Raw genomic sequence first — 25,553 nt, 5'->3', positions numbered from 1 at the left:
CTCAGGGGCGGCCGACGAACAGCGCGATGCCGAGCGAGCCGCCCGGCGCGTACGTCAGCCCGAAGTGCACGGGGCCGACGCCGGTGTCGGTGCCTAGGTACAGGCTGCCGCCGGTGCGCAGGTCCGACAGGCGGGCGGCGTCGGTGTCGAGCCAGGCGTTGCCGGCCTCCAGCGTCGCGCCGACGACGAGGTTGCGCGCGAACAGCAGCCGCCCGGTCAGCGGCGTGCGCCAGCCCAGCCGCAGCAGCACGACGGCGTTGCCGTTGAGCTGGTCGGTGCGGTAGCCCGACAGGCGCTGGAAGCCGCCGAGCGTGTAGCGGCCGAACACGTCGAGACCGTCGGCATTGGTGGCCTGCAGCTGCGCGAGCACGTCGAGCGTGTGCGCGCCGAACGTGCCCACCGCCATCGCCTCGACCTCGGCGCGCTGGAAGCGCTCGTCGCGCCCGCGCGCGTCGCGCAGGCCGGCGGCGGCGACGGCCTCGAGCCGGTAGCCGCGCGTCGGGAAGAACGCGAAGTCGAGCTGGTCGACGACGAGCCGCGCCCGCAGCGCACGCTCGACGAAGCGCTGCGACACCAGCTCGATGCGGTTGAAGCCGAAGCTGTCGGGCACGTTGCGGTAGTTGAGCCACGACAGCCCGAGGCGCAGCTCGCCGACGCGTCCCCACGGGCGGCCGAGGTCGACGCCGGCCTGCAGGATGTCGCGCCGGTACTGCGCGAGCTCGAGGCCGAGGTCGTCGGGGTCGTACAGCACGACGCGGCGCCGCTGCACGCCGGCGTACGGGGCGATGAACCAGTCGGCCTGCAGCGCGCGGCCGACGCCCAGCGGCCGGTACAGCTCGGTGGCCAACGTCGGCGCCTCGCCGATCTGCAGCAGGTTGCGCCACTCGGCGCCGTCGGGCGTGAGCCAGCGCCGCACGTGCAGCAGCCGCACGTTGAACCCGCTGTCGCCGCGGAAATCGGTGTCCATCGTCAGCCCGACGCGCAGGTAGTTCGGGCCCCAGGGCTTGTCCTCGAGGTCGAACACCAGCCCCTCGCGGCCCTCGACCTCGGCGATGCGGTAGTCGGTGCGCAGGTAGTCGCCGGTGGCCGCCAGCCGGCGCGCGTCGCGCTCGGCGCGCTCGCGGTCGAAAGCCATCCCGGGCTGCGTCTCGAGCTCGTCGGCGTAGCGTGCCGGATTCGTCGTGCGGGTGCCCTCGAACGCGACGAAGCCGAGCGCCGGCGCCGGTGCTGCGCCGCGCGTGCGCGCGAGCGTCCACTCGGCATAGTCGGCCGCCGGGACCGACAGCGCCGCCAGGCGCGCCAGCGCCGCCTCGGCGCCGCTGGCGCCCAGCGCGATCAGCTCGCGCGTGCGCTCGAAGTCGCCTGCCGTCAGCGCGCCGAGCTGCGGCGCCACCAGCACGTCGCGCGGGCCCAGCGTGGCGAGGCTGCGCTGCACGTTCTGCTCGGTCAGGATGTTGATCATCTGCGCCGTCACCCCGACGACCGAGCCGAGCGACTCGCGCGGTGCCAGCGGCGTGCCGATGTTGACGACGATCACGACATCGGCACCCATCGCGCGCGCGACGTCGATCGGCACGTTGTTGACCAGCCCGCCGTCGCCGAGCACACGCCCGCCCACCTCGGTCGGCGCGAAGACGCCGGGCACGCTCATGCTCGAGCGCAGCGCCAGCGCGAGGTCGCCGCGGTCGAGCACGACCGGCTGACCCGTCTCCATGTCGGTGGCCACCGCGCGGAACGGGATCGGCAGGCGGTCGAACTCGGTGACGCCGCGCACCGGCAGCGTGTAGCGGCGCAGCAGCAGCTCCAGACCGCGGCTCGAGACGGCCGCCACCGGCGCGCGCAGCTCGCCGTCGCGCACGCCGAACTCGAGGTTGGGCGCGACGTCGAAATCTTCCTCCTTGCGCCGCTGCGGCAGCTCGCGGCGGTCGACGCGGCTGGCGAACAGCGCGTCCCAGCGCACGGCGAGCAGTTCGCGCTCGAGCTGCTCGGCGCTCATGCCGCTGGCGTACAGCCCGCCGATGATGGCGCCCATCGACGTGCCGGCGATCACGTCGATGGGGATGCGTTCGCGCTCGAGCACCTTGAGCACGCCCACATGCGCCAGCCCGCGCGCGCCGCCGCCCGAAAGCACCAGACCCACGCGCGGGCGCGTTGCCGCCGCCGCTGGCGACGCGGGGTCGAGCGGCTGCGCCTGCGCGGGTGGTGTGGGCACCAGCGTCGCCGCGGCGACGGTCCACGCCCATGCGGCGAGCGTGCGCGCGAGGCGCCGGAGTGGAGCGGGCATCGGGGTCACGGGGCGGAGGACGCCGCGATTCTCGTCCGCGTACGCAAAAAAAAGCCCGCGGCGCGTGCCGCGGGCGGGTGGGGTGTGTCTGGCTGACGGGGTCAGGACATCACATGTCCATGCCCATGTCGCCCATGCCGCCCATGCCGGGACCCTTGGCCGGGGTCTCGTCCTTCGGCGCTTCGGCGACCATGCACTCGGTCGTGAGCATCAGGCCGGCGACCGACGCGGCGTTTTGCAGCGCGGTGCGGGTGACCTTGGTCGGGTCGAGGATGCCCATCTCGATCATGTCACCGTACTGGCCGGTGGCGGCGTTGTAGCCGAAGTTGCCCTTGCCCTCGAGCACCTTGTTGATCACCACGCTCGGCTCGTCGCCGGCGTTGGCGACGATCTCGCGCAGCGGCTGCTCGACGGCGCGCATCACGATCTTGATGCCGGCGTCCTGGTCGTGGTTGGCACCCTTGAGCTTGTCGGCGATCGCCTGACGCGCGCGCAGCAGCGCGACGCCACCACCGGCGACGATGCCTTCCTCGACCGCGGCGCGCGTGGCGTGCAGCGCGTCCTCAACGCGGGCTTTCTTCTCCTTCATCTCGACTTCGGTCGCGGCACCGACCTTGATCACCGCGACGCCGCCGGCGAGCTTGGCCACGCGCTCCTGCAGCTTCTCGCGGTCGTAGTCGCTGGTGGCTTCCTCGATCTGCACGCGGATCTGCTTGACGCGCGCCTCGATGTCGGCGGCCTTGCCGGCGCCGTCGATGATCGTCGTGTTCTCCTTGGCGACTTCGACGCGCTTGGCCTGGCCGAGGTCGGCGAGCTGCACCTTCTCGAGCGTCAGGCCCACTTCCTCGCTGATGACCTTGCCGCCGGTGAGGATGGCCATGTCTTCGAGCATCGCCTTGCGGCGGTCACCGAAGCCCGGAGCCTTGACGGCGCAGACCTTCAGGATGCCGCGGATCGTGTTGACGACCAGCGTGGCCAGCGCTTCGCCCTCGACTTCCTCGGCGACGATCAGCAGCGGCTTGCCGCTCTTGGCCACTTGCTCGAGCGTGGGCAGCAGGTCGCGGATGTTGCTGATCTTCTTGTCGTGCAGCAGGATGTACGGGTTCTCGAGGACGCAGACCTGCTTCTCGGCGTTGTTGATGAAGTACGGCGACAGGTAGCCGCGGTCGAACTGCATGCCCTCGACGACGTCGAGCTCGTTGTTCAGGCTCTTGCCGTCCTCGACGGTGATCACGCCTTCCTTGCCGACCTTGTCCATCGCGTCGGCGATGATCTTGCCGATCGACTCGTCGCTGTTGGCCGAGATCGAGCCGACCTGGCTGATCTCCTTGCTCGTCGTCGTCGGCTTGCTGATCTTCTTCAGCTCGTCGACCAGCGCCTCGACGGCCTTGTCGATGCCGCGCTTGAGGTCCATCGGGTTCATGCCCGCGGCGACGTACTTCATGCCCTCGCGCACGATGCTCTGCGCGAGCACGGTGGCGGTGGTGGTGCCGTCACCGGCGGCGTCGCTGGTCTTGGAGGCGACCTCCTTGACCATTTGCGCGCCCATGTTCATCAGCTTGTCCTTGAGCTCGATCTCCTTGGCGACCGAGACACCGTCCTTCGTGACGGTGGGCGCGCCGAAGCTGCGCTCGAGCACCACGTTGCGGCCCTTCGGACCCAGCGTGACCTTGACGGCATTGGCGAGGATGTTCACGCCGTCGACCATGCGATGACGCGCGTCGGCGCCGAAAACAACGTCTTTAGCAGCCATGTGCAGACTCTCCGGATTCGTGTTCTGGGGGGATTACTTCTCGATCACCGCGAAGAGGTCTTCTTCGCGCATCACCAGCAGTTCTTCGCCGTCGACCTTGACGGTCTGGCCGCTGTACTTGCCGAACAGCACGCGGTCACCGACCTTGATGTTCAGCGCGACGAAATCGCCCTTGTCGTTGCGCTTGCCCGGGCCAACCGCCACGACCTCGCCCTGATCGGGCTTCTCGGCGGCGTTGTCGGGGATCACGATGCCCGACGCGGTCTTGGTTTCGTTCTCCAGACGCTTGACGATCACGCGATCGTGCAACGGACGAAGTTTCATGACATCTCCTGAGAAGGAATCGATGAGCGAGAATCGGTGCGCGCTAAGTTGGCGAGCGCTAACACCACCAAATCGGGCTGCGGTTCGCAACCGCTAGCACTCGATAGCGGCGAGTGCTAACAGCGCACGATTATAGGGACGCCCGTCCCGCCTTCAAGAGCCAAGGTGCTCGTGCGATGGCCGCTGGCCGCCCCGCTGCGCCGGCGGGCGCACACGGGTTCAGTGTGCTGCGCGGGGTGCCGGCGGGTCCGTGGTGTCGTCGCGGCCCGCCTCGGCGTCGTCGGGCGCGGCGTCGACGCGGTAGCTCTCGCTCGCCCACGCGCCGAGGTCGTGCGTGCGGCAGCGCTCGCTGCAAAACGGCCGCCAGGGGTTGTCGGCGTCGTACCACGCGGGTCCGCCGCAGGCAGGGCAACGCACGCGCCGCCTCGGCACCGACGGGGGCGACGTGCTCATCGCGACGCGCCGCGGCCGTGCCGCCGCGGGTCGTGGCGACCGCGCCGGGCCGCCGCGGTCCGGGGGCGTCGGCGGGTCATCAGGCGCACAGCGTCAGCTCGAAGCTGTGGTCCTCGGCGACCGGGCGCAGCCGACCCTCGCCGTCGGTGCGCATCAGCCGCACCGACACCATCAGCCGGTGCCCGGTGATCTCGGGCACGAGCGTCGCGTCGTCGAGCCGCACGCGCAGCAGCTGATAGACCTTGCCTTGCGGCAGGCTCTGCTGGAACTGGCCTGCCGGCGCGACGACGCGGTGCGGCACGCCGCTGTCGCGCAGCAGACCGAGCAAGACGTGCAGCGCCGCCGCGAGCGGGCCGAGCGTGTCGACCCAGCGCCACAGGTCGGCGCGGCGCCGCTCGGCCGGCAGCTGCTGCCACGCGTAGTACGCCGGCAGGTCGAACTCGCAGGTGCCGCCGGGGATGCTGATGCGGCTGCGGATGCTCATCAGCCACTCGTTGCCGGCCAGCGCGGCGCCGGCCTTGCCCGGGAGCCGGTTCAGGCCGTCGAAGGCCGCGTCGACGCGCGCGATGACCTCCTCGAGCGCGGCCTCCGAAATCGCCGGATTGCCGCGGTAGCCCTGCAGCTGGGTGCGCTGGCGGTCGAGTTCCTTCAGCAGGTCGGACTTCAGGTCGGCGCGCGCGGCGACGTCCATCACCTCGAACATCGTCGCGAGCGCGAAGTGGTGGTCGATCGGCGTGTCGCGCGCCACCAGCTGCCCGAGGCGGTCGAACAGATGTTCGAGCCGCAGCATCGTGCGGATGCCCTCGTTGAACGGGTATTCGTAAAGGACCACGGCGGATCTTCAACGGCGGGCCGCCCGACGGGCGCCGCGCACGCCGTGGATTCTTTCACAGCACGGTCGTGCTCCAGTGCGCCCACAGCGCGTCGACCTCGGCGTGAAGGGCATCGAGCGGCAGGCCGTCGTTGTGGATCACGGCGTCGGCGATGGCGCGGCGGCACGCGCGCGGCGTCTGCTGCGCGATCACGCGGCGCACCTCGTCGGCGCTCCAGCCGGAGCGCCGCACGACGCGCTCGACCTGCGTCGACTCCGCGCAGTCGACGACGAGCACGCGTTGCACGCGGGCACGCCAGTGCGCCGATTCGGCCAGCAGCGGCACGTCGAACACGACCGGCACCGCGCCGGCGGCGTCGGCGCGGCGCAGTGCCTCGACGGCGATCATCGGGTGCAGGATGCCCTCGAGCCGGCGTCGGGCGGCGGCGTCGGCGAACACGTGGGCGCGCATGAAGGCGCGGTCGAGGGCGCCGTCGGCGGCGATCGCCCGCGCGCCGAAGGCGTCGCGCAGCGCCTCGATGGCCGCGCCGCCGGCGGCGGTCAGCTCGCGGGCGATCGCGTCGGTGTCGACGACTGCGGCGCCGAGTGCCGCGAGCCGGGCAGCCACGGTGCTCTTGCCGCTGCCGATGCCGCCGGTCAGTCCGATGCGCATCGCCGGCGGCGTGCCGCGCTCAGGCCCAGCCGATCCAGCCGCGCACCGTATCGGCACCGGCCAGCATCACGACCAGGCCGGCACCGGCCAGGAAGGGGCCGAACGGCACGTAGCGCCCTTCGCGCAGCGCCGCCGACAGCTTCATCGCGACGCCGACGACGGCACCGATCACCGAGGCCATCAGCAGGATCGGCACGATCATCTGCCAGCCCAGCCACGCTCCGAGCGCGGCGAGCAGCTTGAAGTCGCCGTAGCCCATGCCCTCCTTGCCGGTGGTCAGCTTGAACAGCCAGTACACCGACCACAGCGACAGGTACCCGGCCGCGGCGCCCCACAGCGCGTCGGCCAGCGGCAGCGTCCAGCCGAACGCCGCCGCGAGCAGCCCGGCCCACAGCAGCGGCAGCGTCAGCGCGTCGGGTAGCACCGTGGTGTCCCAGTCGATGGCCGCCAGCGCGACCAGCGCCGCGGCGGCGGCGCACCACAGCAGGGCGACCGGCTGCGCCCCGAAGCGCCAGCCGATGCCGGCGAACAGCAGCGCGGTCAGCAGCTCGACGAGCGGGTAGCGCGCCGAGATGCGCGCGCCGCACTGCGCACAGCGGCCCTTGAGCCGCAGCCAGCCCAGCAGCGGGATGTTCTCGTGCCACGCAATCGCGTGCCCGCACGACGGGCAGCGCGAGCGCGGCGTCGCGATGCCCAGCCGCGGCAGCGCGTCGAGCGACGTCGACAGCGTCTTGGCCGTCTGCGCCAGCGCCGGCGGCACGGCGGCCGCCTCGCGCGCCCCGAACACGCGGCGCCACGACTCGGCGTCGGCGAGCTGGTGGGCGACGTCGGCCCACCACTGTCGCTCGAGCATCAGCGGCAGGCGGTGGATCACGACGTTGAGGAAGCTGCCGATGACGAGCCCGAAGACGGCGAGCGTCGCCGGGTGCAGCAGCAGGTCCAGCGGCACGCCGCCGACGGCGCTCATCGCGTCAGACCACCGAGCCGAGCTTGAAGATCGGCAGGTACATCGACACCACGATGCCGCCGATCAGCACGCCGAGCACGACGATGATGAACGGCTCCATCAGGCTCGACAGGCCCTTGACCATCTCGTCGACCTCTTCCTCGTAGAACTCGGCGGCCTTGCTCAGCATGTGGTCGAGCGAGCCCGACTCCTCGCCGATCGCGCTCATCTGCAGCACCATGTTCGGGAACACGCCGGTGGCCTGCATCGACGTCGTCAGCGCCGAGCCGGTGGACACGTCCTTCTGGATCTTCTCGGTGGCCTCGGCGAACACCGCGTTGCCCGACGCGCCGCCGACCGAGTCGAGCGCCTCGACCAGCGGCACGCCGGCAGCGAACATCGTCGCCAGCGTGCGCGTCCAGCGCGCGACGACCGACTTGTAGATCAGGTCGCCGAACACCGGGATCTTCAGCAGCAGCCGGTCCATGAACTTCTGCATCTTCTCGCTGCGCTTCCAGCTCTGCAGGAAGAAGTAGGTGCCGCCGATCAGCACGCCGAAGATGATGTACCAGTACGCGACGAAGAACTCGCTCATCGCGATCACGGCCAGCGTCGGCGCGGGCAGGTCGGCGCCGAACGACGTGAACACGTCCTTGAACGCCGGGATCACGAAGATCATGATCACCGACAGCACGACGAAGGCCACCACCAGCACCGCGATCGGGTAGATCAGCGCCGACTTGATCTTCTGCTTCAGCGCGAGCGTCTTCTCCTCGTACAGCGCCAGCCGTTCGAGCAGCGCCTCGAGGATGCCGCCCGCCTCGCCGGCCTCGACGAGGTTGCAGTACAGCGCGTTGAAGTACATCGGGTGCTTGCGGAACGCCGCCGACAGGCTCGTGCCGGTCTCGACGTCGGCGCGGATGTCGTTGAGCAGCCGCGTCAGTTTCGGGTTCGGGCTGCCACGCGCGACGATGTCGAAGGCCTGCAGCAGCGGCACGCCGGCCTTCATCATCGTGGCCAGCTGGCGCGTGAAGACGGCGATGTCCTTCTGCTTGATCGCCTTGCCGCCGCTCATGCGGCGCTTCTTCACCTTGGTGACGAGCACCCCCTGGCGGCGCAGCATCGCGTTGACCGCGGCCTCGCCGGCCGAGCGGATCTCGCCGCGCAGGATCTTGCCGTTCTTGTCCTTGCCTTCCCACTCGAAGACGAACTCTTTGACGTTCTGTCTCGCGGCTGCCGCAGTCGCCATAAAGCCTCCGGGACGCATCCCCAACGATTCGTTTTCGGCACCGGGGTGCCGCGATTGAGCGCAGTTGTAACCGAATGAGACGCGCGCGCCGGCGCGCGCCGATTCACTCGTTCGTCACCGTGATGACTTCCTCGAGTGTCGTCACACCGGCGCGCACCTTGACCAGACCGGCCTGGCGCAGGTCGCGCACGCCTTCCTTCTGCGCCTGCTGCGCGATGTCCAGCGCCGTGCCCTCCGACAGGATGATGCGCTGGATCGCCTCCGTGATCGGCATCACCTGGTAAAGGCCGACCCGCCCTTTGTAACCGTTGGTGCACGCCGAGCAGCCCACCGCGCGGTACGGGGTCCACGAGCCGTCGAGGTCGGTGTCCTTGAAGCCGGCGCGCAGCAGCGACTCGCGCGGGTACTCGGCGGGTTTCTTGCAGTTCTCGCACAGGCGACGCGCGAGGCGCTGCGCCGTGATCAGCAGCACGCTCGACGCGATGTTGAACGGCGCCACACCCATGTTCAGCAGCCGCGTCAACGTCGTCGGCGCGTCGTTGGTGTGCAGCGTGCTCATCACGAGGTGGCCGGTCTGCGCGGCCTTGATCGCGATGTCGGCCGTCTCGAGGTCGCGGATCTCGCCGACCATGATCACGTCCGGGTCCTGGCGCAGGAACGACTTCAGCGCCGCGGCGAAGGTCAGCCCGGCCTTCTCGTTGACGTTGACCTGGTTGATGCCCGGCAGGTTGATTTCAGCCGGATCCTCGACCGTCGAGATGTTGACGCCGGGCTGGTTCAGGATGTTCAGGCACGTGTACAGCGACACCGTCTTGCCCGAGCCCGTCGGGCCGGTCACGAGGATCATGCCGTACGGGCGGTGGATCGCCGCGAGCAGGCGCTCCTTCTCGACCTTCTCGTAGCCCAGCGCGTCGATGCCCAGCTTCGCGCTCGACGGGTCGAGGATGCGGATCACGATCTTCTCGCCGAACAGCGTCGGCAGCGTCGAGACGCGGAAGTCGATCGCCTTGTTGCCGAACTTGAGCTTCATGCGGCCGTCCTGCGGCACGCGCTTCTCGGCGATGTCCAGCCGGCTGATGACCTTGATGCGCGACGCGAGCTTGTCCTTGATCGCCACCGGCGGCTGCGTGATCTCGCGCAGCTCGCCGTCGATGCGAAAGCGCACGCGGTAGTGGTACTCGTAGGGCTCGAAGTGCAGGTCCGACGCGCGCATGTTGATCGCGTCGATCAGCATCTTCTGCAGGAACTTGACGACCGGCGCGTCCTCGACCTCGGCGGCGACGTCGGTACCCTCGGCCTCGGCGCCGGTGTCCTCGGCGACGTCGAACTCGAAATCCATCGACGCCAGCGACTCGAGCGCCTCGTTGGCGCTCTGGCCTTGGGCGTCGCGCAGTCGCGCGAGCTTGTCGTACTCGACGATCACCCACTCGGGCTGCAGCTGGGTCGCGAACTTGATGCGCTCGACTGCCTCCTGATCCGTCGGGTCGGCGCCACCGATGAACAGGCGGTTGCCGCGCTTGCCGAGCACCGCGATCTGGTACTGCGCGGCGAGCTTGGGCTCGACGATGCCGCGGGGCAACTTCTCGGCGTCGACCGCGTCGAGGTCGAGCAGCGGCAGCGCCAATGCCGACGCCAGCGTGTGGGCGAGGTCCGGTGGCGAGACGGCGCCGGCGGCGATGACGGCCGACACGAAGCTCGAGCGCCGCTCTTTGGCCGACTGCGCCAGTGCCTCGGCCGACTTGGCGCTCAGCTTGCCGGCGTGCACCAGTACGCGCGCGACCCCCGACAGGGTCGAAGACGCGGCTTCAACGACGGTCTCCGAGGCCAAATGCCCCCCCCTTGCAATCAGGTTCGACGAGCGGCCGATGATAGACGTCGTCGCCGGCAGCGCGGGTCGAAAAGGGGGGGAATCACGGCGCCATTAACGGCATGTTTCCCGTTTGCTCGACTTCGGGGGTGGCAAAGGCACCGACCGCGAGGGTGAATCGCGGTCGGAATCGGTTGGATCTGGAATCCGCGCGACGCTGCACGCCACTCACGCGGTGCGTTGAGAGGAAATTCTGGTCGGGGTGAGTGGATTCGAACCACCGGCCTCTACGTCCCGAACGTAGCGCTCTACCAGGCTAAGCTACACCCCGAGTCGCGCGCCTGCCACCAGTGCGGCCGGCTCGCGCTCGCCATCCGCGATCGACTCTCCGTCAGGAAGAGCGATCGACCGAGCGAGCCGCGTATTCTAGCAAAGCTTCGCGCTCTGGCGACGGCGGCAGGACCCGCAAGCAGTCGGCGGCGGCTCGTGCCTCGCGGCGGGCCGCGTCTCGCGTGGCTTCGACGGCACCCGTCTGGCGCACGATGCGCACGATGTCGTCGAGGCGCTCGACCTCGCCGCGTTCGATGGCGCCGCGGATCAGGGCGCGGTCGTCGTCGGCCGCGCGCTCCATCGCCACCAGCAGCGGCAGCGTGGGCTTGCCCTCGCGCAGGTCGTCGCCGACGTTCTTGCCGAGCGCGCGCGGGTCGCCGTCGTAGTCGAGGAGGTCGTCGACGAGCTGGAACGCCGTGCCGAGCGCGCGCCCGTAGGCGGCGCAGTGGTCCTCGACCTGTGCAGGGGCCTCGGCGAGCACGGCGCCGAGGCGCGCGCTCGCTTCGAACAGCTTGGCCGTCTTGAACCGGATCACGCGCAGGTACTCGTCGACCGCGAGGTCCGGGTCGTGCATGTTCATCAGCTGCAGCACTTCGCCTTCGGCGATCACGTTGGTGGCGTCGGCGAGCACGTCGAGCACGCGCATGCGGTTGACCGACACCATCATCTGGAACGCGCGCGAGTACAGGAAGTCGCCCACCAGCACGCTGGCTGCGTTGCCGAACATCTCGTTGGCGGTCGCGCGCCCGCGGCGCATGGACGACTCGTCGACGACGTCGTCGTGCAGCAGCGTCGCGGTGTGGATGAACTCGACGACCGCGGCCAGCGTGTGCCGCTCGGGGCCGTGGAAGCCGAGCGCGCGCGCGAACAGCAGCAGCAGCCGGGGTCGGATGCGCTTCCCACCGGCGCCGATGATGTAATGCCCGATCTGGTTGACCAGTGCGACGTCGGAGCGCAGCCGCTCGCGGATCACGCCGTCGACGATCGCCATGTCCTCCGCGATCAGGTCCGCATCGGCGGGCCCGTTGACGGTGGAGGGTGCGGCAGTGCTCATCGCGGCGGCAGATGGCCTGAATTATAGGAACCGGGCCGGGAGGCACCCGGCGGTCGTCGCAACTGGCTTGCCGGCGCTTCGCTTTCATGGCTACAATAGCCGGTTCTCGCGCTCCTGGAGGGGCGTGGACAACGTCAGCAGAAGCCCGCGTGCGTGGGCATGGCAGTGGGGTGCGGTGGGCTTCGCGCGGCGCGCCGACTGGGCGCGGCCGGCGCTGAAGTGGCAGAAAGGGCCGGCCGTGCGCGGCGTGGTGTCGATCTGCCCGGGCGGTGTAATCGAAGAGGTGTCTGATATGTACGCGGTCATCAAAACCGGCGGCAAGCAGTACAAAGTGGCAGCCGGCGACAAGATCAGGGTTGAACAGCTGCCGGCCGAAGTGGGGCAGGAAGTCGTGTTCGACCAGGTGCTGGCGGTGGGCAACGGTGCCGACCTGAAGGTGGGCACGCCGCTGGTCGGCGGTGCCACCGTCAAGGCCACGGTCGTCGCCCATGGCAAGCACGACAAGGTGCGCATCTTCAAGATGCGCCGCCGCAAGCACTATCAGAAGCGGCAGGGTCACCGTCAAACGTACACCGAACTGCAGATCGGTGCACTGAGCGTCTGAAGCGGGGAAGTTGAACCATGGCACAGAAAAAGGGTGGCGGCTCGACCCGTAACGGCCGCGATTCGAAGCCGAAGATGCTCGGCGTCAAGGTGTTCGGCGGGCAGACCGTGCCGGCCGGCTCGATCATCGTGCGCCAGCGCGGCACCAAGTTCCACGCCGGCGACAACGTCGGCGTCGGTCGCGACCACACGCTGTTCGCCCTCGTCGATGGCCAGGTGTCGTTCGCCGTCAAGGGCCCGCACAACCGGCACACCGTCAGCGTGACGCCGCTCTGAGCGCGGGTTCGACCGCGGCGCCAGAAGCCCCGGCACGCCGGGGCTTCTTGTTTTCGAGCGCCGCTACCATCTCATCACCATGAAGTTCGTCGACGAAGCCACGATCGAGGTTGCCGCCGGGCACGGCGGTGCCGGCTGCGTGAGCTTCCGGCGCGAGAAGTTCATCCCGTTCGGCGGTCCCAACGGCGGTGACGGCGGGCGCGGCGGCAGCGTCTATGCGGTGGCCGACCGCAACCTCAATACGCTGATCGATTACCGCTATGCGCGTCGCCACGAGGCCGGCAACGGCGAGCCCGGTCGAGGCTCGGACCAGTTCGGTGCGGCTGGTCACGACGTCGTGCTGCGCATGCCGGTCGGCACGATCATCACCGATCTCGACCGCAACGAAGTGATCGCCGAACTGCTCGTGCCCGGCGAGAAGGTACTGCTCGCCAAGGGCGGCGACGGCGGCTTCGGCAACCTGCACTTCAAGAGCAGCACCAACCGCGCGCCACGGCAGAAGACGCCCGGCTGGCCGGGCGAGTCGAAGCGGCTGCGGCTCGAACTGCGCGTGCTCGCCGACGTCGGGCTGCTCGGCATGCCCAACGCCGGCAAGTCGACGCTGATCGCGGCGATCTCGAACGCACGCCCGAAGATCGCCGACTACCCCTTCACGACGCTGTACCCGAACCTCGGCGTCGTGCGTGTCGGGCCCGAGCAGAGTTTCGTCGTCGCCGACATCCCCGGCCTGATCGAGGGGGCCAGCGAGGGTGCGGGGCTCGGCCACCAGTTCCTGCGTCACCTGCAGCGCACGCGGCTGCTGCTGCACCTGGTCGACATCGCGCCGTTCGATGAGGCGGTCGATCCGGTCGCGCAGGCGCGGGCGATCGTCGCCGAGCTGAAGAAGTACGACCCGGCGCTGGCCGCCAAGCCGCGCTGGATCGTGCTGACCAAGCTGGACCTGGTGCCCGAGGACGAGCGCGAGCGCCGCGTCAAGGAGTTCGTGCGCCGCCTGCGCTGGAAGGGGCCGGTGTTCGCGATCTCGGCGCTGACACGCCAGGGCCTCGAGCCGCTGGTGCATGCGGTTTGGGCCCACCTGGCGGTCCAGCAGCGTGACGACGTCGACACGAGCGACCCGCGTTTCGGCACGCCCGTCGCGCCGGAGGTCCACCGTGGCTGAGGTGCTCAAGAACGCACGACGCATCGTCGTCAAGGTCGGCTCGAGCCTGGTGACCAACGAGGGTCGCGGCGTCGACGCGCAGGCGATCGGCAACTGGTGCCGCCAGCTCGCGGCGCTGGCTGCGCAGGGCCGTGAAGTCGTCATGGTGTCCAGCGGCGCGATTGCCGAAGGCATGAAGCGCCTGGGCTGGCGTGAGCGGCCGAAGGAGATCCACGAGCTGCAGGCCGCCGCCGCCGTCGGCCAGATGGGCTTGGCGCAGATGTACGAGACGCACCTGCGCGCGCACGGCATGGGCAGCGCGCAGGTGCTGCTGACGCACGCCGACCTGTCGGACCGCGAGCGCTACCTCAACGCCCGCTCGACGCTGCTGACGCTGCTCGAGCTGCGCGTGATCCCGGTGATCAACGAGAACGACACCGTCGTCACCGACGAGATCAAGGTCGGCGACAACGACACGCTCGGTGCGCTGGTAGCCAACCTGATCGAGGCCGACGCACTCGTGATCCTGACCGACCAGCGCGGCCTGTACTCCGCCGATCCACGCAGGGACCCGAACGCCCGCTTCATCGACGAGGCGCGCGCTGGCGACCCCGAACTCGAGCGCATGGCCGGCGGCGCTGGCAGCGCGATCGGCCGCGGCGGCATGCTGACCAAGGTGCTGGCAGCCAAGCGCGCCGCCGGCAGCGGCGCGAGCACCGTGATCGCGTGGGGGCGCGAGCCCGACGTGCTGCTGCGGCTGGCCGCCGGCGAGGCGATCGGCACCGCGCTGGTGGCCGGCACGGCGAAGTACGCCGCGCGCAAGCAGTGGATGGTGGACCACCTGCAGTTGCGCGGCGCGGTGACGGTCGACGACGGCGCGGTGCGCAAACTGCGCGACGACGGCAAGAGCCTGCTGCCGATCGGCGTCGTCGACGTGAGCGGCGAATTCCAGCGCGGCGACGTCATCGCGATCCGCGACGGTCAGGGGCGCGAGATCGCGCGCGGCCTGTCCAACTACTCGAGCGCCGAGGCGCGGCTGATCATGCGCAAACCGTCATCGCAGATCGAGGCCGCGCTGGGCTATACCAACGAGCCCGAACTCGTGCACCGCACGAACCTCGTGCTGATGGGCTGAGCGGCTTCAGCCGCGCGTGGGCGTGTCGGGGGCCGCCGGCGTCGCTGCCACGGCGTCGTCGCCGTGGCGCGCCGCCCGCATGCCCGAGCGCAGGTAGCGGTTGTGGACGTTGCCGCGCGGCACGTAGCGCGCGAGTTCGGTCAGCGCCATCTGGTAGACGTCGCGCTTGAAGTCGATCACGACGTCCAGCGGCACCCAGTAGTCGTTCCAGCGCCAGGCGTCGAATTCCGGGTGGTCGGTGGCGCGCAGGTTCATGTCGCTGTCGCGGCCGATGAGTTTGAGCAGGAACCAGATCTGCTTCTGGCCGCGGTAGTGACCGCGCGCCTCCTTGCGGATGTAGTGTTCGGGCACTTCGTAGCGCAGCCAGTCGCGCGTGCGCGCGAGGATCTTGACGTGCTCGGGCCGCAGCCCGATTTCCTCGTGCAGTTCGCGGTACATCGCCTGCTCGGGCGTTTCGCCGTGCTTGATGCCGCCCTGCGGGAACTGCCACGAGTGCGTGCGCAGCCGCTTGCCCCAGAACACCTGGTTGCGCGAGTTGAGCAGGATGATGCCGACGTTGGGCCTGAAGCCTTCCCGGTCGAGCATAATCAACCTCGAAGATCCAATTGAACCCATTATTGCACCGGGCCGGTGCGAAGCGGCATTGCTCGCTTACCCGCACGGCCGAGCTTTCGGTGCCGCGCCGCCTGCGCGCTCGCCCGCCAAGACCATGAAAGCCACGCAGTTCTTCATCGCCACGCTCAAGGAGGCGCCGGCCGACGCCGAAGTCGTCAGCCACAAGCTGATGGTGCGTGCCGGCATGATCAAGCGGCTGGGCGCCGGCATCTACAACTACATGCCGATGGGCCTGCGCGTGATCCGCAAGATCGAGGCGATCATCCGCGACGAGATGAACCGCGCCGGGGCGATCGAACTGCTGATGCCCGTCGTGCAGCCGGCCGAGCTATGGCAGGAGACCGGCCGCTTCGACAAGATGGGCCCCGAGCTGCTGCGTGTGAAGGACCGCCACGGGCGCGACTTCGTGATCCAGCCCACCAGCGAGGAAGTCATCACCGACATCGCGCGGCAGGAGCTGCGCAGCTACAAGCAGCTGCCGAAGAATTTCTATCACATCCAGACCAAGTTCCGCGACGAGCGCCGCCCGCGCTTCGGCGTGATGCGCGGGCGCGAGTTCACGATGAAAGACGCGTACTCGTTCGACCGCGACGCCGCATCGGCCGCCAAGAGCTACGACGCGATGTACAAGGCCTACTGCGCGATCTTCGACCGCATCGGGCTGACGTACCGGGCGGTCGCGGCCGACACCGGCGCGATCGGCGGCGACCTGTCGCACGAGTTCCAGGTCATCGCCGACACCGGCGAGGACGCGCTCGTCTACTGCCCCGACAGCGACTACGCCGCCAACATCGAGCTCGCCGAGGCCCTGCCGCTGCTCGCACACCGCGCGGCGCCGAAGCACGCACTCGCCAAGACGCCCACGCCCGACCGCAGCACCTGCGAGGACGTCGCCGAGCTGCTCGGCATCCCGCTCGCGCACACCGTGAAGTCGCTCGTGCTCGCCACCGACGAGAAGAACGCCGACGGTGACGTCGTCAAGACGACGATCTGGCTGCTGCTCGTGCGCGGCGACCACCAGCTCAACGAGGTCAAGGCCGGCAAGGTCGAGGGCCTGAAAAGCGGGTTCCGCTTCGCGACGGTGGCCGAGATCGAGGAGCACTTCGGCTGCGAGCCGGGCTACCTCGGCCCGATCGGCACCGTCAAGCCGGTCAAGGTCGTCGCCGACCGCACGGTCGCGCTGATGAGCGACTTCGTCTGCGGCGCCAACGAGGCCGACTTCCACTACACCGGCGTCAACTGGGGCCGCGACCTGCCCGAGCCCGACGTCGTCGCCGACATCCGCAACGTCGTCGAAGGTGACCCGTCGCCCGACGGCAAGGGAAAGCTCGCGATCCAGCGCGGCATCGAGGTCGGCCACGTGTTCTACCTCGGCACCAAGTACAGCCGCGCGATGGGCGCGACCTACCTCGACGAGTCCGGCAAGCCGCAGCTGATGGAGATGGGCTGCTACGGCATCGGCGTCACACGCATCCTCGGCGCCGCGATCGAGCAGGGCCACGACGAGCGCGGCATCGTCTGGCCCGACGCGATCGCGCCGTTCACCGTAGTGATCTGCCCGATCGGCTACGACCGCAACGCCGACGTCAAGGCGGCCGCCGACCGCCTGCACGACGAACTGGCCGCCGCCGGCATCGACGTAATGCTCGACGACCGTGGCGAGCGCCCTGGCGCGATGTTCGCCGACTGGGAGCTGATCGGCGTACCGCACCGCGTCGTGATTTCCGACCGGGGTTTGAAGGACGGCCGGCTCGAGTACCAGGGTCGGCGCGACACGCAGCCGACCAAGGTGCCGGTGGCCGACATCGCGGCCTTCGTGAAGGGCCGCATCCGGGCGTGAAGCCCGCGCGGGTGCGGGGTGTGAGGCGCCGCGCGCTGCTCGCCGCCACGCTGGCCGCACCCTGGCGCGCGGTGCGCGCCGGTGCGCAGATCGAGGAGCCGCTGGCCGACTCGGTGCGCTCGGCGCTGTCGGCGGCGGTGGCCGAATCGGCGCCGCCGCGGCCGACCTTCGCGACGATCGAGCAGCGCCTCGACTACCTGCGCTGGCTCGCCGACATGAGCGAGCGGCTCAAGCCCCGCAAGGCGGACCGCCACGCCCGCATCGACTTCCTCGAGACCGTGTGGTACGAGAGCCGGCGCGCCGGGCTCGAGACGGCGCTCGTGCTCGGTCTGATCCAGGTCGAGAGCGGCTTTCGCAAGTACGCGATCAGCAGCGCCGGCGCACGCGGCTACATGCAGGTGATGCCGTTCTGGGCGCGGCTGATCGGCGACGGCGACGCCTCGCGCCTGTTCCACCTGCAGACCAACCTGCGCTTCGGCTGCGTGATCCTGCGCCACTACCTCGACCGCGAGCGCGGCGACCTGTTCATGGCACTGGGCCGCTACAACGGCAGCCGCGGCCGCGCCGAGTACCCGAACGCCGTGTTCGCGGCGCGCAAGCGCTGGTTGCACGACGCCGCAGGCTGAGGCGGCCGTCGCATCGCACCACGCCTGCCGATGCGCGCGCGGCGGCGTGCCGGCGCCGTGCCGCCGGGCCTGTTCAGGCCGACGGCTCGCGCGGCGGGCGGCTCACTGCGCGGTGCCGAGCACCTGCTGCAGTTCGCCGCTCTGGTACATCTCCATCATGATGTCGGAGCCGCCGATGAACTCGCCGTTGACGTACAGCTGCGGGATCGTCGGCCAGTTCGCGTATTCCTTGATGCCCTGGCGAATCGCCTCGTCCTCGAGCACGTTGACGGTGGTCAGATCGTCGACACCGCAGGCCTTGAGGATCTGCACCGCGCGGCCCGAGAAACCGCACATCGGGAACTGCGCCGTGCCCTTCATGAACAGCACGACGCGGTGGGACTTGACGAGCTGGTCGATGCGCTGCTGGACGTCGTTCATGGTCAATCGTGTGGTGGATCGGCGAAGGCTGCACTTTACCCGCGGGCCGCATCGGCCGTCGGGGCGCGCGCGATGGCCCTGATCGCGTGAGCAGCGCCCGCGCCGCCGTCGACGCGGCGCGTCAGAACGAATAAGTCACGCCCAGCTGCAGTGTCGGCGCCAGGCGCAGCTCGCGCACGACGTCGTCGTACGCGCTGCCGTCGGCACCCGCAGCCTTCCAGCGCAACCCGCTGCCGTGACCGCCCCAGCCCAGGTCGGCGGTGACGCCCCAGCCGACGCGCGGCCACACGCCGGTGAAGCCCACGCCGACGTAGGGCAGTGCGCCCCACGCCGTCTCGGCACTCGGAGCCGGCAGCACCGCGCGTGGCGGCCACGCGAGGCCCGCACCGGCGCGGTCCGCCGGCGCCGCGCCCCGCGCAAACGTCAGCGCGCTGGTCGCGCGCAGGCCACCGGCGAACTCGCCGCTGGCGCTGCGCAGGCCGAGCAGGTAATAGTCACCAACGATGCGCAGCCCCGACGTGGACGGCACGTCGTGCCACAGCCCGGGTGCGCCGAGCCACTGGGCGCGCAGCTGCCAGCGCGGCCAAGGCGTGTCGTCGGGGGCCACGAGTCCGTTCTGGGCGGCCGCCGTGCCGGCGGCCAGCGTGCACAAGGCGGCACACAGCACTCGAAACATGTTCATCGTCGACTCCTTCGCCACCCGGCTGCTCGCGCGGGGTGGCGTACACCCATGGGTCCACGCCGTCGTCAGGTGCACTGTACGCCGCCCCACTCGCCGGCGGGTTACCGGCTCGCACCGGCGCGTGCCGGCTGCGGGATTTCGCACGCCGTGCCATGACCCCATCGCCCGCCGGTGCAACGCTCGTGTCCGGCGAGGTCGCGTCGCGTCGCCACGGCGTCGAAGCCCGCCGCCGCGAGCATCCGGCGCACCGCGTCGGCCTGGTCGTGGCCATGTTCCAGCAGCAGCCAGGCGCCGCGGCACAGGTGAGCGCTCGCTCCTTCGACGATCGCGCGCAGCGCTGCGAGACCGTCGACGCCGGGGCTCAGCGCCTGCAGCGGCTCGTGACGCAGTGCCGGCAGGTGCGGGTCGGCCGCCGCGATGTAGGGCGGGTTGGCCACTGCGAGGTCGACCGCGGGCGCGCCGACCGGCTGCCACCAGTCGCCGAGCAGCCACTGCACCGGCAGCCCGAGCCGTTCGCCGTTGGCGCGCGCGACGGCCAGCGCGTCGGCGCTCGCGTCGACGGCGCGCACGACCGCGCGTGGACAGCCGTGCGCGACGGCCAGCGCGATCGCGCCGCTGCCGGTGCCGAGATCGACCACCTGCGGCGCGGGCAGCGCCGCCAACTCGCCGGCCAGCAGCTCGAGTGCCCAATCGGCGAGCGTCTCGGTGTCGGGCCGCGGGTCGAGAACGGCCGGCGTCACGCGCAGCGCGAGGCCGTGGAACTCGTGCCAGCCGGTCAGGTAGGCCAGCGGCACACCATCGGCACGCCGCTGCAGGTCGGCGCGCACCGCCTGCGCCGTCGCCGTGTCGAGTACGTCGTCGCCATGGGCGATCACCCAGCTGCGCGATTGCTGCAGCCGGTGCGCGATCAGCAGCTGCGCGTCGAGGCGGTCGACGCCGAGCGCGTGCGCCTGCGCCAGTATCGCGTCGACGGTGAGCGCGGGCTCGCTCACGGGGGTCCGTCGCGCTGCCCGCTCTCGAGCGCGGCGAGCTGCTCGGCCGCGCGCGCGGCGCGCAGCGCGCCGATCACGTCGTCGAGGTCGCCGTCCATCACCTGGCCGAGCTTGTACAGCGTCAGGTTGATGCGGTGGTCGGTCAGCCGCCCTTGCGGGAAGTTGTAGGTGCGGATGCGGTCGCTGCGGTCGCCGCTGCCGACCAGGCTCTTGCGCGTCGCGGCTTCCTTCGCGTCGCGCTCGGCGCGCTCGCGCTCGCGCAGCCGCGCCGCGAGCACCGCCATCGCCTTGGCCTTGTTGCGGTGCTGGCTGCGGTCGTCCTGGCACTCGGCGACGATGCCGGTGGGCAGGTGCGTGATGCGGATCGCGCTGTCGGTCTTGTTGACGTGCTGGCCGCCGGCACCGCTGGCGCGGAACGTGTCGATGCGCAAGTCGGCCGGATTGATCTGGACGTCTTCGGCTTCGTCGGGCTCGGGCAGCACGGCCACCGTGCACGCGCTCGTGTGGATGCGGCCCTGGCTCTCGGTCGCGGGCACGCGCTGCACGCGGTGGCCGCCCGACTCGAAGCGCAGCTTGCCGTAGGCGCCTTCGCCTTCGACGCGCAGCACGAGCTCCTTGTAGCCGCCGAGCTCCGACGGGCTCGCGCTCATCACCTCGGTGTGCCAGCCTTGCCGCTCGCAGTAGCGCAGGTACATGCGCGCGAGGTCGCCGGCGAACAGCGCCGACTCGTCGCCGCCGGTGCCGGCGCGGATCTCGACGAAGGCGTTGCGCGCGTCGTCGGGGTCCTTTGGCACCAGCGCGGCCTGCAATTCGGCCTGCAGCCGCTCGAGGTCAGCCTGCGCCTCGTCGATTTCCTCGCGTGCCATCGCCGCCATCTCGGCGTCGTCGGCCGACTGCGCGAGCAGCTCGCGCGCCGCGGCGAGGTCGCGCTCGCGCCGTTCATAGGCGCGAAAGCGCGCGACGACGTCGGCCACCTCGGCCTGCTCGCGGCTGAGCGCGCGCCAGCGCGCGATGTCGGCCGTCACGCGCGGGTCGGCAAGGCTGGCGTCGAGCTCGACCAGCCGCATCGCGAGGCGCTCGAACTGGTGACGGAAGCGTTCGTTCATCGACGGAGCGCGCGGGCGCGGCCGCGCCGGGCTGGTACGGCCCGGGCGCAGCGGCGCGGCTAGCGGTGGTGGCCGTCGGCGTGCCGGCCGTGGCGCAGGAACAGGCGCGAGACGGTGTCGGCGACCTGTTCGCGCTGTTCGCCGTCGGCGGCGTGGAGCTCGGCGTAGGCGCCGTGCAGCAGCTTGTGCGTCAGCCCGCGGCTGAGCGCGTCGAGGACGGCGTCGACGCTCTCGCCGCGCGCGAGCATCCGGCGCGCGCGCGCCAGTTCGATCTCGCGCCAGTCGTCGGCCTGGCGGTTGATCGCCTGGATCAGCGGCACGCTGGCGCGCTGGTCGAGCCAGTGCACGAAGCTCTGCACACCGGCGTCGATGATCGCCTCGGCCTGCGCGACGGCGGCCTGGCGCTTCTCGCCGGCGGTCTGCACCAGCGTCGACAAGTCGTCGACGGTGTAGAGGTAGACGTCGGACAGGCCGCCGACCTCGGGCTCGATGTCGCGCGGCACCGCGAGGTCGACCATGAACATCGGGCGGTGACGGCGTGCCTTCAGCGCGCGCTCGACCGCGCCGAGTCCGATGATCGGCAGCGTGCTCGCGGTGCACGAGACAACGGCGTCGAACTCGTGCAGCCGCTGCGGCAGGTCCGCCAGCCGCAGCGCCTGCGCACCGAAGCGTCCGGCGAGCTTCTCGCCGCGCTCGAGCGTGCGGTTGGCCACCGCCATCAGCTTCGGCTCGCGCGCGGCGAAGTGCGTCGCGACCAGCTCGATCATCTCGCCGGCGCCGACGAACAGCACCTTGACCTCGCGCAGGTCCTCGAACAGCTGCGACGCCAGCCGCACCGCGGCGGCGGCCATGCTGATCGAGTGCGCGCCGATCTCGGTCGACGTACGCACCTCCTTGGCGACCGAGAACGAGCGCTGGAACAGCTGGTGCAGCGTCGTGCCGAGCGTGCCGGCCTCGTCGGCGCCGCGCACGGCCTGCTTCATCTGGCCGAGGATCTGCGGCTCGCCGAGCACCATCGAGTCGAGCCCGGCGGCGACGCGGAACGCGTGCCGCGCCGCGGCGCGGTCTTCCATCACGTAGGTGTGCGACTGCAGCTGCGCGGCGCTGACGCCGCCTTGCTCGGCCAGCCAGCCCAGCGCCGGCGTGACCAGGTCGCGCACGGCGTCGGGCCGCGCCGCGACGTACAGCTCGGTGCGGTTGCAGGTGGACACCAGCGCCGCCTCGGGCATCGCGCGCTGCAGCCGTTCGCGGAATCCGCGCAGCACCGGCGGCAGCTGCTCGGGCGCGAACGCGAAACGGCCACGCAAGTCCAGCGGCGCGGTCGTGTGGTTCAGCCCCAGCGCGAAGACGCTCATGACGTAATTGTAAGATTCGGCGCTCGTCGACCCTCAGGCGAATCCCGATGGTGCCGACCGGCCGGGGCGCCGAGCTTGATCGGCGTCAAGTCCACGCAGCGCGAGCGGCCGGCTGACGGTCCGACGGCTGACGGTTTGACAGTCGCACGATGGGTCCGCTCGACGCCTTGTGGCACCTGGCCAATTTCTTCGCCCCGGCGTTATTCGTCGGCGCGACGGCGGCCGCCGTCGCCAAGCTGGTGTGGCGACGCGAACTCGCCGCCGTCGGCTGGACGCGGCTCGCGCTGTGGGCGGCCGCCGCCGGTGCTGCCGTGCTGGTCGGCGGGCTGGTCGGCTTCGGGCGTGACGGCAAGATGGCGACGTACGGCCTGATGGTCGGCGCTTGCGCGCTCGCGCTGTGGTGGTCGGGCTTCGTGCGCCGGCGCTGAGGCCGTGTCGGCCTACGCCGCGAGCGCGTCGGCGTCGCGCACGGCGACCTCGCCGCGCAGCGAGTGCGGCAACGCCTGCGTGATGCGCACGTCGATCATCCGGCCGACGAGGCGGCCGGCGTGCGGGCCGCCGTCGAAGTTGACGATGCGGTTGCACTCGGTGCGCCCCATCAGTTCGGCCGGGTTCTTCTTCGACGGCCCCTCGACGAGGATGCGCTGCACCGTGCCGACGCGGCTCGCGCTGATGCGCTGCACGTTCGCTTCCAGCGCGGCCTGCAGCCGCTGCAGCCGCGCGAGCTTGACCTCGTGCGGCGTGTCGTCGGGCAGGTTCGCTGCCGGCGTGCCCGGGCGCGGGCTGAAGACGAAGCTGAAGCTCGCGTCGAAGCCGACGTCGTCGACGAGCTTCATCAGCTGCTCGAAGTCGTCGTCGCTCTCGCCGGGGAAACCGACGATGAAGTCGCTCGACACGCTGATGTCCGGGCGCACCGCGCGCAGCCGGCGGATCGTGCTCTTGTACTGCAGCGCCGTGTAGCCGCGCTTCATCGCCGCGAGGATGCGGTCGCTGCCGTGCTGCACCGGCAGGTGCACGTGGTTGACGAGCTGCGGCAGCTTCGCGTAGGCGTCGATCAGCCGCTGGGTGAACTCGTTGGGGTGGCTCGTCGTGTAGCGGATGCGCTCGATGCCGGGAATCTCGGCGACGTACTCGAGCAGCAGCGCGAAGTCGGCGATCTCGCCGCTGTCGCCCATCGTCCCGCGGTAGGCATTGACGTTCTGCCCGAGCAGCGTCACCTCCCTGACGCCCTGGTCGGCGAGGCCGGCGACTTCGGTCAGCACGTCGTCGAACGGGCGGCTGACTTCCTCGCCGCGCGTGTACGGCACGACGCAGTAGCTGCAGTACTTGCTGCAGCCTTCCATGATCGAGACGAAGGCCGAGGCCCCTTCGACGCGTGCCGGCGGCAGATGGTCGAACTTCTCGATCTCGGGAAAGCTGATGTCGACCTGCGCTCGCTGCTCGCGCCGCCGCGCCTCGATCATCTGCGGCAGGCGGTGCAGCGTCTGCGGTCCGAACACGAGGTCGACGTACGGCGCGCGCGCGACGATCGCTTCGCCTTCCTGGCTCGCGACGCAGCCGCCGACGCCGATCAGCACGCCCTTGCTCTTCAGGTGCTTGACGCGGCCAAGGTCGCTGAACACCTTCTCCTGCGCCTTCTCGCGCACCGAGCAGGTGTTGAACAGGATCAGGTCGGCCTGCTCGGGGTCGTTCGTCGGCTCGTAGCCCTCGGCGGCGCGCAGCACGTCGGCCATCTTGTCCGAGTCGTACTCGTTCATCTGGCAGCCGAAGGTGCGGATGTAGACCTTCTTCGTCGTCATCGCGCGCCCCGTCACGGCCTGGTCCACTTCTGCGCCGCGCGGTCGAACGACCACGCCTGCGCCTGCTGCACGCTCGTCGGCCACGGCTCGTTGGCCAGCTCGTCGGCGCGCAGCAGCCACACGTCCATCAGCAGCCCGGTGGTCGCTTCGACGGTGTAGTGCACGACCCGCTTGTGGCCCGCCAGTGACGCTGGCATGACCAGCAGGTTGTTCTCGCCGCGGATGCGCGCGCCAGGCGCGAGCCGCGCCGGCGCGCCGTTGAGGGTCACGTCGGGCGGCGAGACGAACACGACCTCGCCGCGCAGCGCGGTGGGGGGAAACTCGCGCTTCACTTGTGCGGCGGCGGGCAGCGCCACCGCGATCGCGACGGCGACGGGCAGGACACAGCGGAACATGGTGTGGATCCAGGGGCTGTGAAGACGGCGCGGCCGCGCGAAGCGTGGGGCCGCGATTCGAGGCGCGGATTCTAGGCGGGCCGCGGTGCGCCCGGAGGTGGCGCACAGGCGGTCTGCACACGCCCGCGCAGCCGCTGCCAGTGCGAGCCGCGCCAGTACAGGCGCCGGCACGACGCACATCGCCAGAACGCATCGTGCCGCGCGCGCACGGCCGGCGGCAGCGAGGCGTCCGGTGGCGGTGCGTGCAGCGGCTCGAGCACCGCGTTGCACAGCAGGCAGCGCGGCGCACGCCCGGTGTGCTCGCGCAGGCCATAGCGCAGGCAGACCTCGCGCAGTTGCGCCAGTGGCGCGGTCGCGCGCACGCAGCAGCCGCGCTCGACGTCGCGGCGCATCAGCAGCGCGCGGTCGCGCGTCAGCACGACACGCCGCTCGGCGCGCGCGATCGCGACGAGCGCGGCGTCGTCCCACGCGTTGCGCTGCAGCGTGTCGAAGCCGAGGAAGCGCAGGTAACGCGCGAGCCGCGCGAGGTGCGCGTCGGCGACGAAGCGCGGGTCGTCGGCCGGCGTCGTCGCCGGCGGCACTGCGTCGACGTGCAGGTGCTCGCCGTCGCGCAACCGGTGGTCGAGCCCGGCGACGCGCCCGTCGATGCGCACCGTGCCGACCTCGGTGTGCGGCACGCCGAGCGCCTCGATCGCGTGCTTCGCGGTGGCGCCCTGCGCCGCGTCGTACGCGAACTCGACGCCGCGCCGCGCCGGCGGCAGGAACGCGTCGAGCGCGCGGTCGAAGCGGATGTGCACGTGCGCCATCAGGTCCCGGCCACGGGCGTCGACGCGGCGCTCGTCCCTGGCCCTCGCAGAGCTCGGGCCCTTCGCGCCGTCCAGGCCTGC

General features: G+C 70.6%; 26 protein-coding genes and 1 tRNA gene. 7 read left to right on the top strand and 20 right to left on the bottom strand.

The annotated features are described in order from the left end of the window. Position 1: 1 nt before the first annotated feature. The 11 genes from MOJ79_RS11680 to ispB all read right to left on the bottom strand — a co-directional run bounded on the left by MOJ79_RS11680 (position 2) and on the right by ispB (position 11,684). On the bottom strand, positions 2–2,284 hold the full coding sequence (locus tag MOJ79_RS11680; protein ID WP_241924310.1) for a patatin-like phospholipase family protein: 2,283 nt from the start codon (positions 2,282–2,284) through the stop codon (positions 2–4). Positions 2,285–2,393: 109 nt separating this feature from the next. Next, positions 2,394–4,037 (bottom strand): chaperonin GroEL, encoded by a 1,644-nt coding sequence (groL, locus tag MOJ79_RS11675; RefSeq protein ID WP_119354773.1) that lies wholly within the window; start codon positions 4,035–4,037, stop codon positions 2,394–2,396. A gap of 33 nt (positions 4,038–4,070) precedes the next feature. Next, positions 4,071–4,361 (bottom strand): co-chaperone GroES, encoded by a 291-nt coding sequence (gene groES / locus MOJ79_RS11670; RefSeq protein ID WP_119290159.1) that lies wholly within the window; start codon positions 4,359–4,361, stop codon positions 4,071–4,073. A 219-nt stretch (positions 4,362–4,580) separates the two neighbouring features. Further along, on the bottom strand, positions 4,581–4,814 hold the full coding sequence (locus MOJ79_RS11665) for a DNA gyrase inhibitor YacG (protein WP_241924309.1): 234 nt from the start codon (positions 4,812–4,814) through the stop codon (positions 4,581–4,583). A gap of 79 nt (positions 4,815–4,893) precedes the next feature. Then, positions 4,894–5,646 (bottom strand): cell division protein ZapD, encoded by a 753-nt coding sequence (gene zapD / locus MOJ79_RS11660; RefSeq protein WP_241924308.1) that lies wholly within the window; start codon positions 5,644–5,646, stop codon positions 4,894–4,896. Positions 5,647–5,701: 55 nt separating this feature from the next. After that, positions 5,702–6,298 (bottom strand): dephospho-CoA kinase, encoded by a 597-nt coding sequence (gene coaE / locus MOJ79_RS11655; protein WP_241924307.1) that lies wholly within the window; start codon positions 6,296–6,298, stop codon positions 5,702–5,704. A 19-nt stretch (positions 6,299–6,317) separates the two neighbouring features. Next, the gene (locus tag MOJ79_RS11650; protein WP_241924306.1) at positions 6,318–7,265 is read right to left on the bottom strand and encodes a prepilin peptidase; all 948 of its coding nucleotides are present in this window, start codon (positions 7,263–7,265) and stop codon (positions 6,318–6,320) included. Between the two features lie 4 nt (positions 7,266–7,269). Beyond that, entirely contained in the window at positions 7,270–8,493 is a 1,224-nt protein-coding gene (locus tag MOJ79_RS11645) for a type II secretion system F family protein (protein ID WP_119290170.1), read from the bottom strand. Positions 8,494–8,596: 103 nt separating this feature from the next. Beyond that, entirely contained in the window at positions 8,597–10,321 is a 1,725-nt protein-coding gene (gene pilB, locus MOJ79_RS11640; RefSeq protein WP_119290173.1) for a type IV-A pilus assembly ATPase PilB, read from the bottom strand. A gap of 233 nt (positions 10,322–10,554) precedes the next feature. Further along, positions 10,555–10,631 (bottom strand) — tRNA-Pro (locus MOJ79_RS11635). Positions 10,632–10,691: 60 nt separating this feature from the next. Beyond that, positions 10,692–11,684, bottom strand: a complete 993-nt coding sequence (ispB, locus tag MOJ79_RS11630) for an octaprenyl diphosphate synthase (protein ID WP_241924305.1) — start codon at positions 11,682–11,684, stop codon at positions 10,692–10,694. A 292-nt stretch (positions 11,685–11,976) separates the two neighbouring features. Here ispB and rplU point away from each other — a divergent pair, with 292 nt between their 5' ends. From rplU to proB, 4 genes are all read left to right on the top strand, one after another. Further along, positions 11,977–12,288 carry a 50S ribosomal protein L21 gene (gene rplU / locus MOJ79_RS11625; protein ID WP_241924340.1) on the top strand — a complete coding sequence of 104 codons (312 nt, stop codon included), beginning with the start codon at positions 11,977–11,979 and terminating at the stop codon, positions 12,286–12,288. A gap of 17 nt (positions 12,289–12,305) precedes the next feature. After that, positions 12,306–12,563 carry a 50S ribosomal protein L27 gene (rpmA, locus tag MOJ79_RS11620; protein ID WP_119352526.1) on the top strand — a complete coding sequence of 86 codons (258 nt, stop codon included), beginning with the start codon at positions 12,306–12,308 and terminating at the stop codon, positions 12,561–12,563. Positions 12,564–12,642: 79 nt separating this feature from the next. Beyond that, positions 12,643–13,722, top strand: a complete 1,080-nt coding sequence (obgE, locus tag MOJ79_RS11615) for a GTPase ObgE (RefSeq protein WP_241924304.1) — start codon at positions 12,643–12,645, stop codon at positions 13,720–13,722. Continuing rightward, a complete protein-coding gene (gene proB / locus MOJ79_RS11610) occupies positions 13,715–14,836 on the top strand; it encodes a glutamate 5-kinase (protein ID WP_241924303.1) in 1,122 nt (373 codons plus the stop codon). The genes obgE and proB overlap by 8 nt, the downstream gene beginning before the upstream one ends. A gap of 6 nt (positions 14,837–14,842) precedes the next feature. Here proB and MOJ79_RS11605 read toward each other — a convergent pair whose 3' ends face one another. After that, positions 14,843–15,421: an RNA pyrophosphohydrolase gene (locus MOJ79_RS11605; protein WP_241924302.1), complete on the bottom strand. Its 579-nt coding sequence runs from the start codon at positions 15,419–15,421 to the stop codon at positions 14,843–14,845. Between the two features lie 124 nt (positions 15,422–15,545). Between MOJ79_RS11605 and MOJ79_RS11600 the strand changes: the two genes are divergently transcribed. Together MOJ79_RS11600 and MOJ79_RS11595 are read left to right on the top strand one after the other, a co-directional pair. Continuing rightward, positions 15,546–17,291, top strand: a complete 1,746-nt coding sequence (locus tag MOJ79_RS11600) for a proline--tRNA ligase (RefSeq protein ID WP_241924301.1) — start codon at positions 15,546–15,548, stop codon at positions 17,289–17,291. Further along, the gene (locus MOJ79_RS11595; RefSeq protein ID WP_442863117.1) at positions 17,288–17,917 is read left to right on the top strand and encodes a lytic transglycosylase domain-containing protein; all 630 of its coding nucleotides are present in this window, start codon (positions 17,288–17,290) and stop codon (positions 17,915–17,917) included. The genes MOJ79_RS11600 and MOJ79_RS11595 overlap by 4 nt, the downstream gene beginning before the upstream one ends. 102 nt (positions 17,918–18,019) lie before the next feature. Here the strand turns inward: MOJ79_RS11595 and grxD are convergent, their stop codons facing one another. The 5 genes from grxD to hemA all read right to left on the bottom strand — a co-directional run bounded on the left by grxD (position 18,020) and on the right by hemA (position 22,472). Then, positions 18,020–18,337, bottom strand: coding sequence for a Grx4 family monothiol glutaredoxin (gene grxD, locus MOJ79_RS11590; RefSeq protein ID WP_119292343.1), 318 nt, complete (start codon positions 18,335–18,337; stop codon positions 18,020–18,022). 121 nt (positions 18,338–18,458) lie between these two features. Further along, a complete protein-coding gene (locus MOJ79_RS11585) occupies positions 18,459–19,019 on the bottom strand; it encodes a hypothetical protein (protein WP_241924300.1) in 561 nt (186 codons plus the stop codon). Positions 19,020–19,120: 101 nt separating this feature from the next. Further along, the gene (gene prmC / locus MOJ79_RS11580; protein WP_241924299.1) at positions 19,121–20,011 is read right to left on the bottom strand and encodes a peptide chain release factor N(5)-glutamine methyltransferase; all 891 of its coding nucleotides are present in this window, start codon (positions 20,009–20,011) and stop codon (positions 19,121–19,123) included. Then, the gene (prfA, locus tag MOJ79_RS11575; RefSeq protein ID WP_241924298.1) at positions 20,008–21,117 is read right to left on the bottom strand and encodes a peptide chain release factor 1; all 1,110 of its coding nucleotides are present in this window, start codon (positions 21,115–21,117) and stop codon (positions 20,008–20,010) included. Before prfA ends, prmC begins: the two co-directional genes overlap by 4 nt. 59 nt (positions 21,118–21,176) lie before the next feature. Next, the gene (gene hemA / locus MOJ79_RS11570; RefSeq protein WP_119352533.1) at positions 21,177–22,472 is read right to left on the bottom strand and encodes a glutamyl-tRNA reductase; all 1,296 of its coding nucleotides are present in this window, start codon (positions 22,470–22,472) and stop codon (positions 21,177–21,179) included. A 149-nt stretch (positions 22,473–22,621) separates the two neighbouring features. Between hemA and MOJ79_RS11565 the strand changes: the two genes are divergently transcribed. After that, positions 22,622–22,900: a hypothetical protein gene (locus MOJ79_RS11565; protein WP_241924297.1), complete on the top strand. Its 279-nt coding sequence runs from the start codon at positions 22,622–22,624 to the stop codon at positions 22,898–22,900. A gap of 12 nt (positions 22,901–22,912) precedes the next feature. Here the strand turns inward: MOJ79_RS11565 and miaB are convergent, their stop codons facing one another. The 3 genes from miaB to MOJ79_RS11550 form a co-directional block, all read right to left on the bottom strand. After that, positions 22,913–24,271: a tRNA (N6-isopentenyl adenosine(37)-C2)-methylthiotransferase MiaB gene (miaB, locus tag MOJ79_RS11560; protein ID WP_241924296.1), complete on the bottom strand. Its 1,359-nt coding sequence runs from the start codon at positions 24,269–24,271 to the stop codon at positions 22,913–22,915. Positions 24,272–24,282: 11 nt separating this feature from the next. Further along, a complete protein-coding gene (locus tag MOJ79_RS11555) occupies positions 24,283–24,666 on the bottom strand; it encodes a hypothetical protein (RefSeq protein ID WP_241924295.1) in 384 nt (127 codons plus the stop codon). Between the two features lie 71 nt (positions 24,667–24,737). Then, positions 24,738–25,472 (bottom strand): Mut7-C ubiquitin/RNAse domain-containing protein, encoded by a 735-nt coding sequence (locus MOJ79_RS11550; protein ID WP_241924294.1) that lies wholly within the window; start codon positions 25,470–25,472, stop codon positions 24,738–24,740. Positions 25,473–25,553: the final 81 nt, after the last annotated feature.

Source organism: Calidifontimicrobium sp. SYSU G02091 (assembly GCF_022631395.1).
Classification (GTDB): domain Bacteria; phylum Pseudomonadota; class Gammaproteobacteria; order Burkholderiales; family Burkholderiaceae_C; genus Calidifontimicrobium; species Calidifontimicrobium sediminis.
This window is presented reverse-complemented; position numbering and strand designations above follow the sequence as displayed.

Coding starts and splice junctions, on each gene's coding strand:
- coaE (WP_241924307.1), bottom strand. CDS start 6,298: ATGCGCATCGGACTGACCGGCGGCATCGGCAGCGGCAAGAGCACCGTG.
- miaB (WP_241924296.1), bottom strand. CDS start 24,271: ATGACGACGAAGAAGGTCTACATCCGCACCTTCGGCTGCCAGATGAAC.
- prfA (WP_241924298.1), bottom strand. CDS start 21,117: ATGAACGAACGCTTCCGTCACCAGTTCGAGCGCCTCGCGATGCGGCTG.
- MOJ79_RS11645 (WP_119290170.1), bottom strand. CDS start 8,493: ATGGCGACTGCGGCAGCCGCGAGACAGAACGTCAAAGAGTTCGTCTTC.
- MOJ79_RS11665 (WP_241924309.1), bottom strand. CDS start 4,814: ATGAGCACGTCGCCCCCGTCGGTGCCGAGGCGGCGCGTGCGTTGCCCT.
- groES (WP_119290159.1), bottom strand. CDS start 4,361: ATGAAACTTCGTCCGTTGCACGATCGCGTGATCGTCAAGCGTCTGGAG.
- MOJ79_RS11680 (WP_241924310.1), bottom strand. CDS start 2,284: ATGCCCGCTCCACTCCGGCGCCTCGCGCGCACGCTCGCCGCATGGGCG.
- rpmA (WP_119352526.1), top strand. CDS start 12,306: ATGGCACAGAAAAAGGGTGGCGGCTCGACCCGTAACGGCCGCGATTCG.
- MOJ79_RS11565 (WP_241924297.1), top strand. CDS start 22,622: ATGGGTCCGCTCGACGCCTTGTGGCACCTGGCCAATTTCTTCGCCCCG.
- MOJ79_RS11555 (WP_241924295.1), bottom strand. CDS start 24,666: ATGTTCCGCTGTGTCCTGCCCGTCGCCGTCGCGATCGCGGTGGCGCTG.
- grxD (WP_119292343.1), bottom strand. CDS start 18,337: ATGAACGACGTCCAGCAGCGCATCGACCAGCTCGTCAAGTCCCACCGC.
- MOJ79_RS11605 (WP_241924302.1), bottom strand. CDS start 15,421: ATGCTCGACCGGGAAGGCTTCAGGCCCAACGTCGGCATCATCCTGCTC.
- ispB (WP_241924305.1), bottom strand. CDS start 11,684: ATGAGCACTGCCGCACCCTCCACCGTCAACGGGCCCGCCGATGCGGAC.
- MOJ79_RS11550 (WP_241924294.1), bottom strand. CDS start 25,472: ATGGCGCACGTGCACATCCGCTTCGACCGCGCGCTCGACGCGTTCCTG.
- groL (WP_119354773.1), bottom strand. CDS start 4,037: ATGGCTGCTAAAGACGTTGTTTTCGGCGCCGACGCGCGTCATCGCATG.
- obgE (WP_241924304.1), top strand. CDS start 12,643: ATGAAGTTCGTCGACGAAGCCACGATCGAGGTTGCCGCCGGGCACGGC.
- MOJ79_RS11600 (WP_241924301.1), top strand. CDS start 15,546: ATGAAAGCCACGCAGTTCTTCATCGCCACGCTCAAGGAGGCGCCGGCC.
- MOJ79_RS11585 (WP_241924300.1), bottom strand. CDS start 19,019: ATGAACATGTTTCGAGTGCTGTGTGCCGCCTTGTGCACGCTGGCCGCC.
- rplU (WP_241924340.1), top strand. CDS start 11,977: ATGTACGCGGTCATCAAAACCGGCGGCAAGCAGTACAAAGTGGCAGCC.
- MOJ79_RS11650 (WP_241924306.1), bottom strand. CDS start 7,265: ATGAGCGCCGTCGGCGGCGTGCCGCTGGACCTGCTGCTGCACCCGGCG.
- hemA (WP_119352533.1), bottom strand. CDS start 22,472: ATGAGCGTCTTCGCGCTGGGGCTGAACCACACGACCGCGCCGCTGGAC.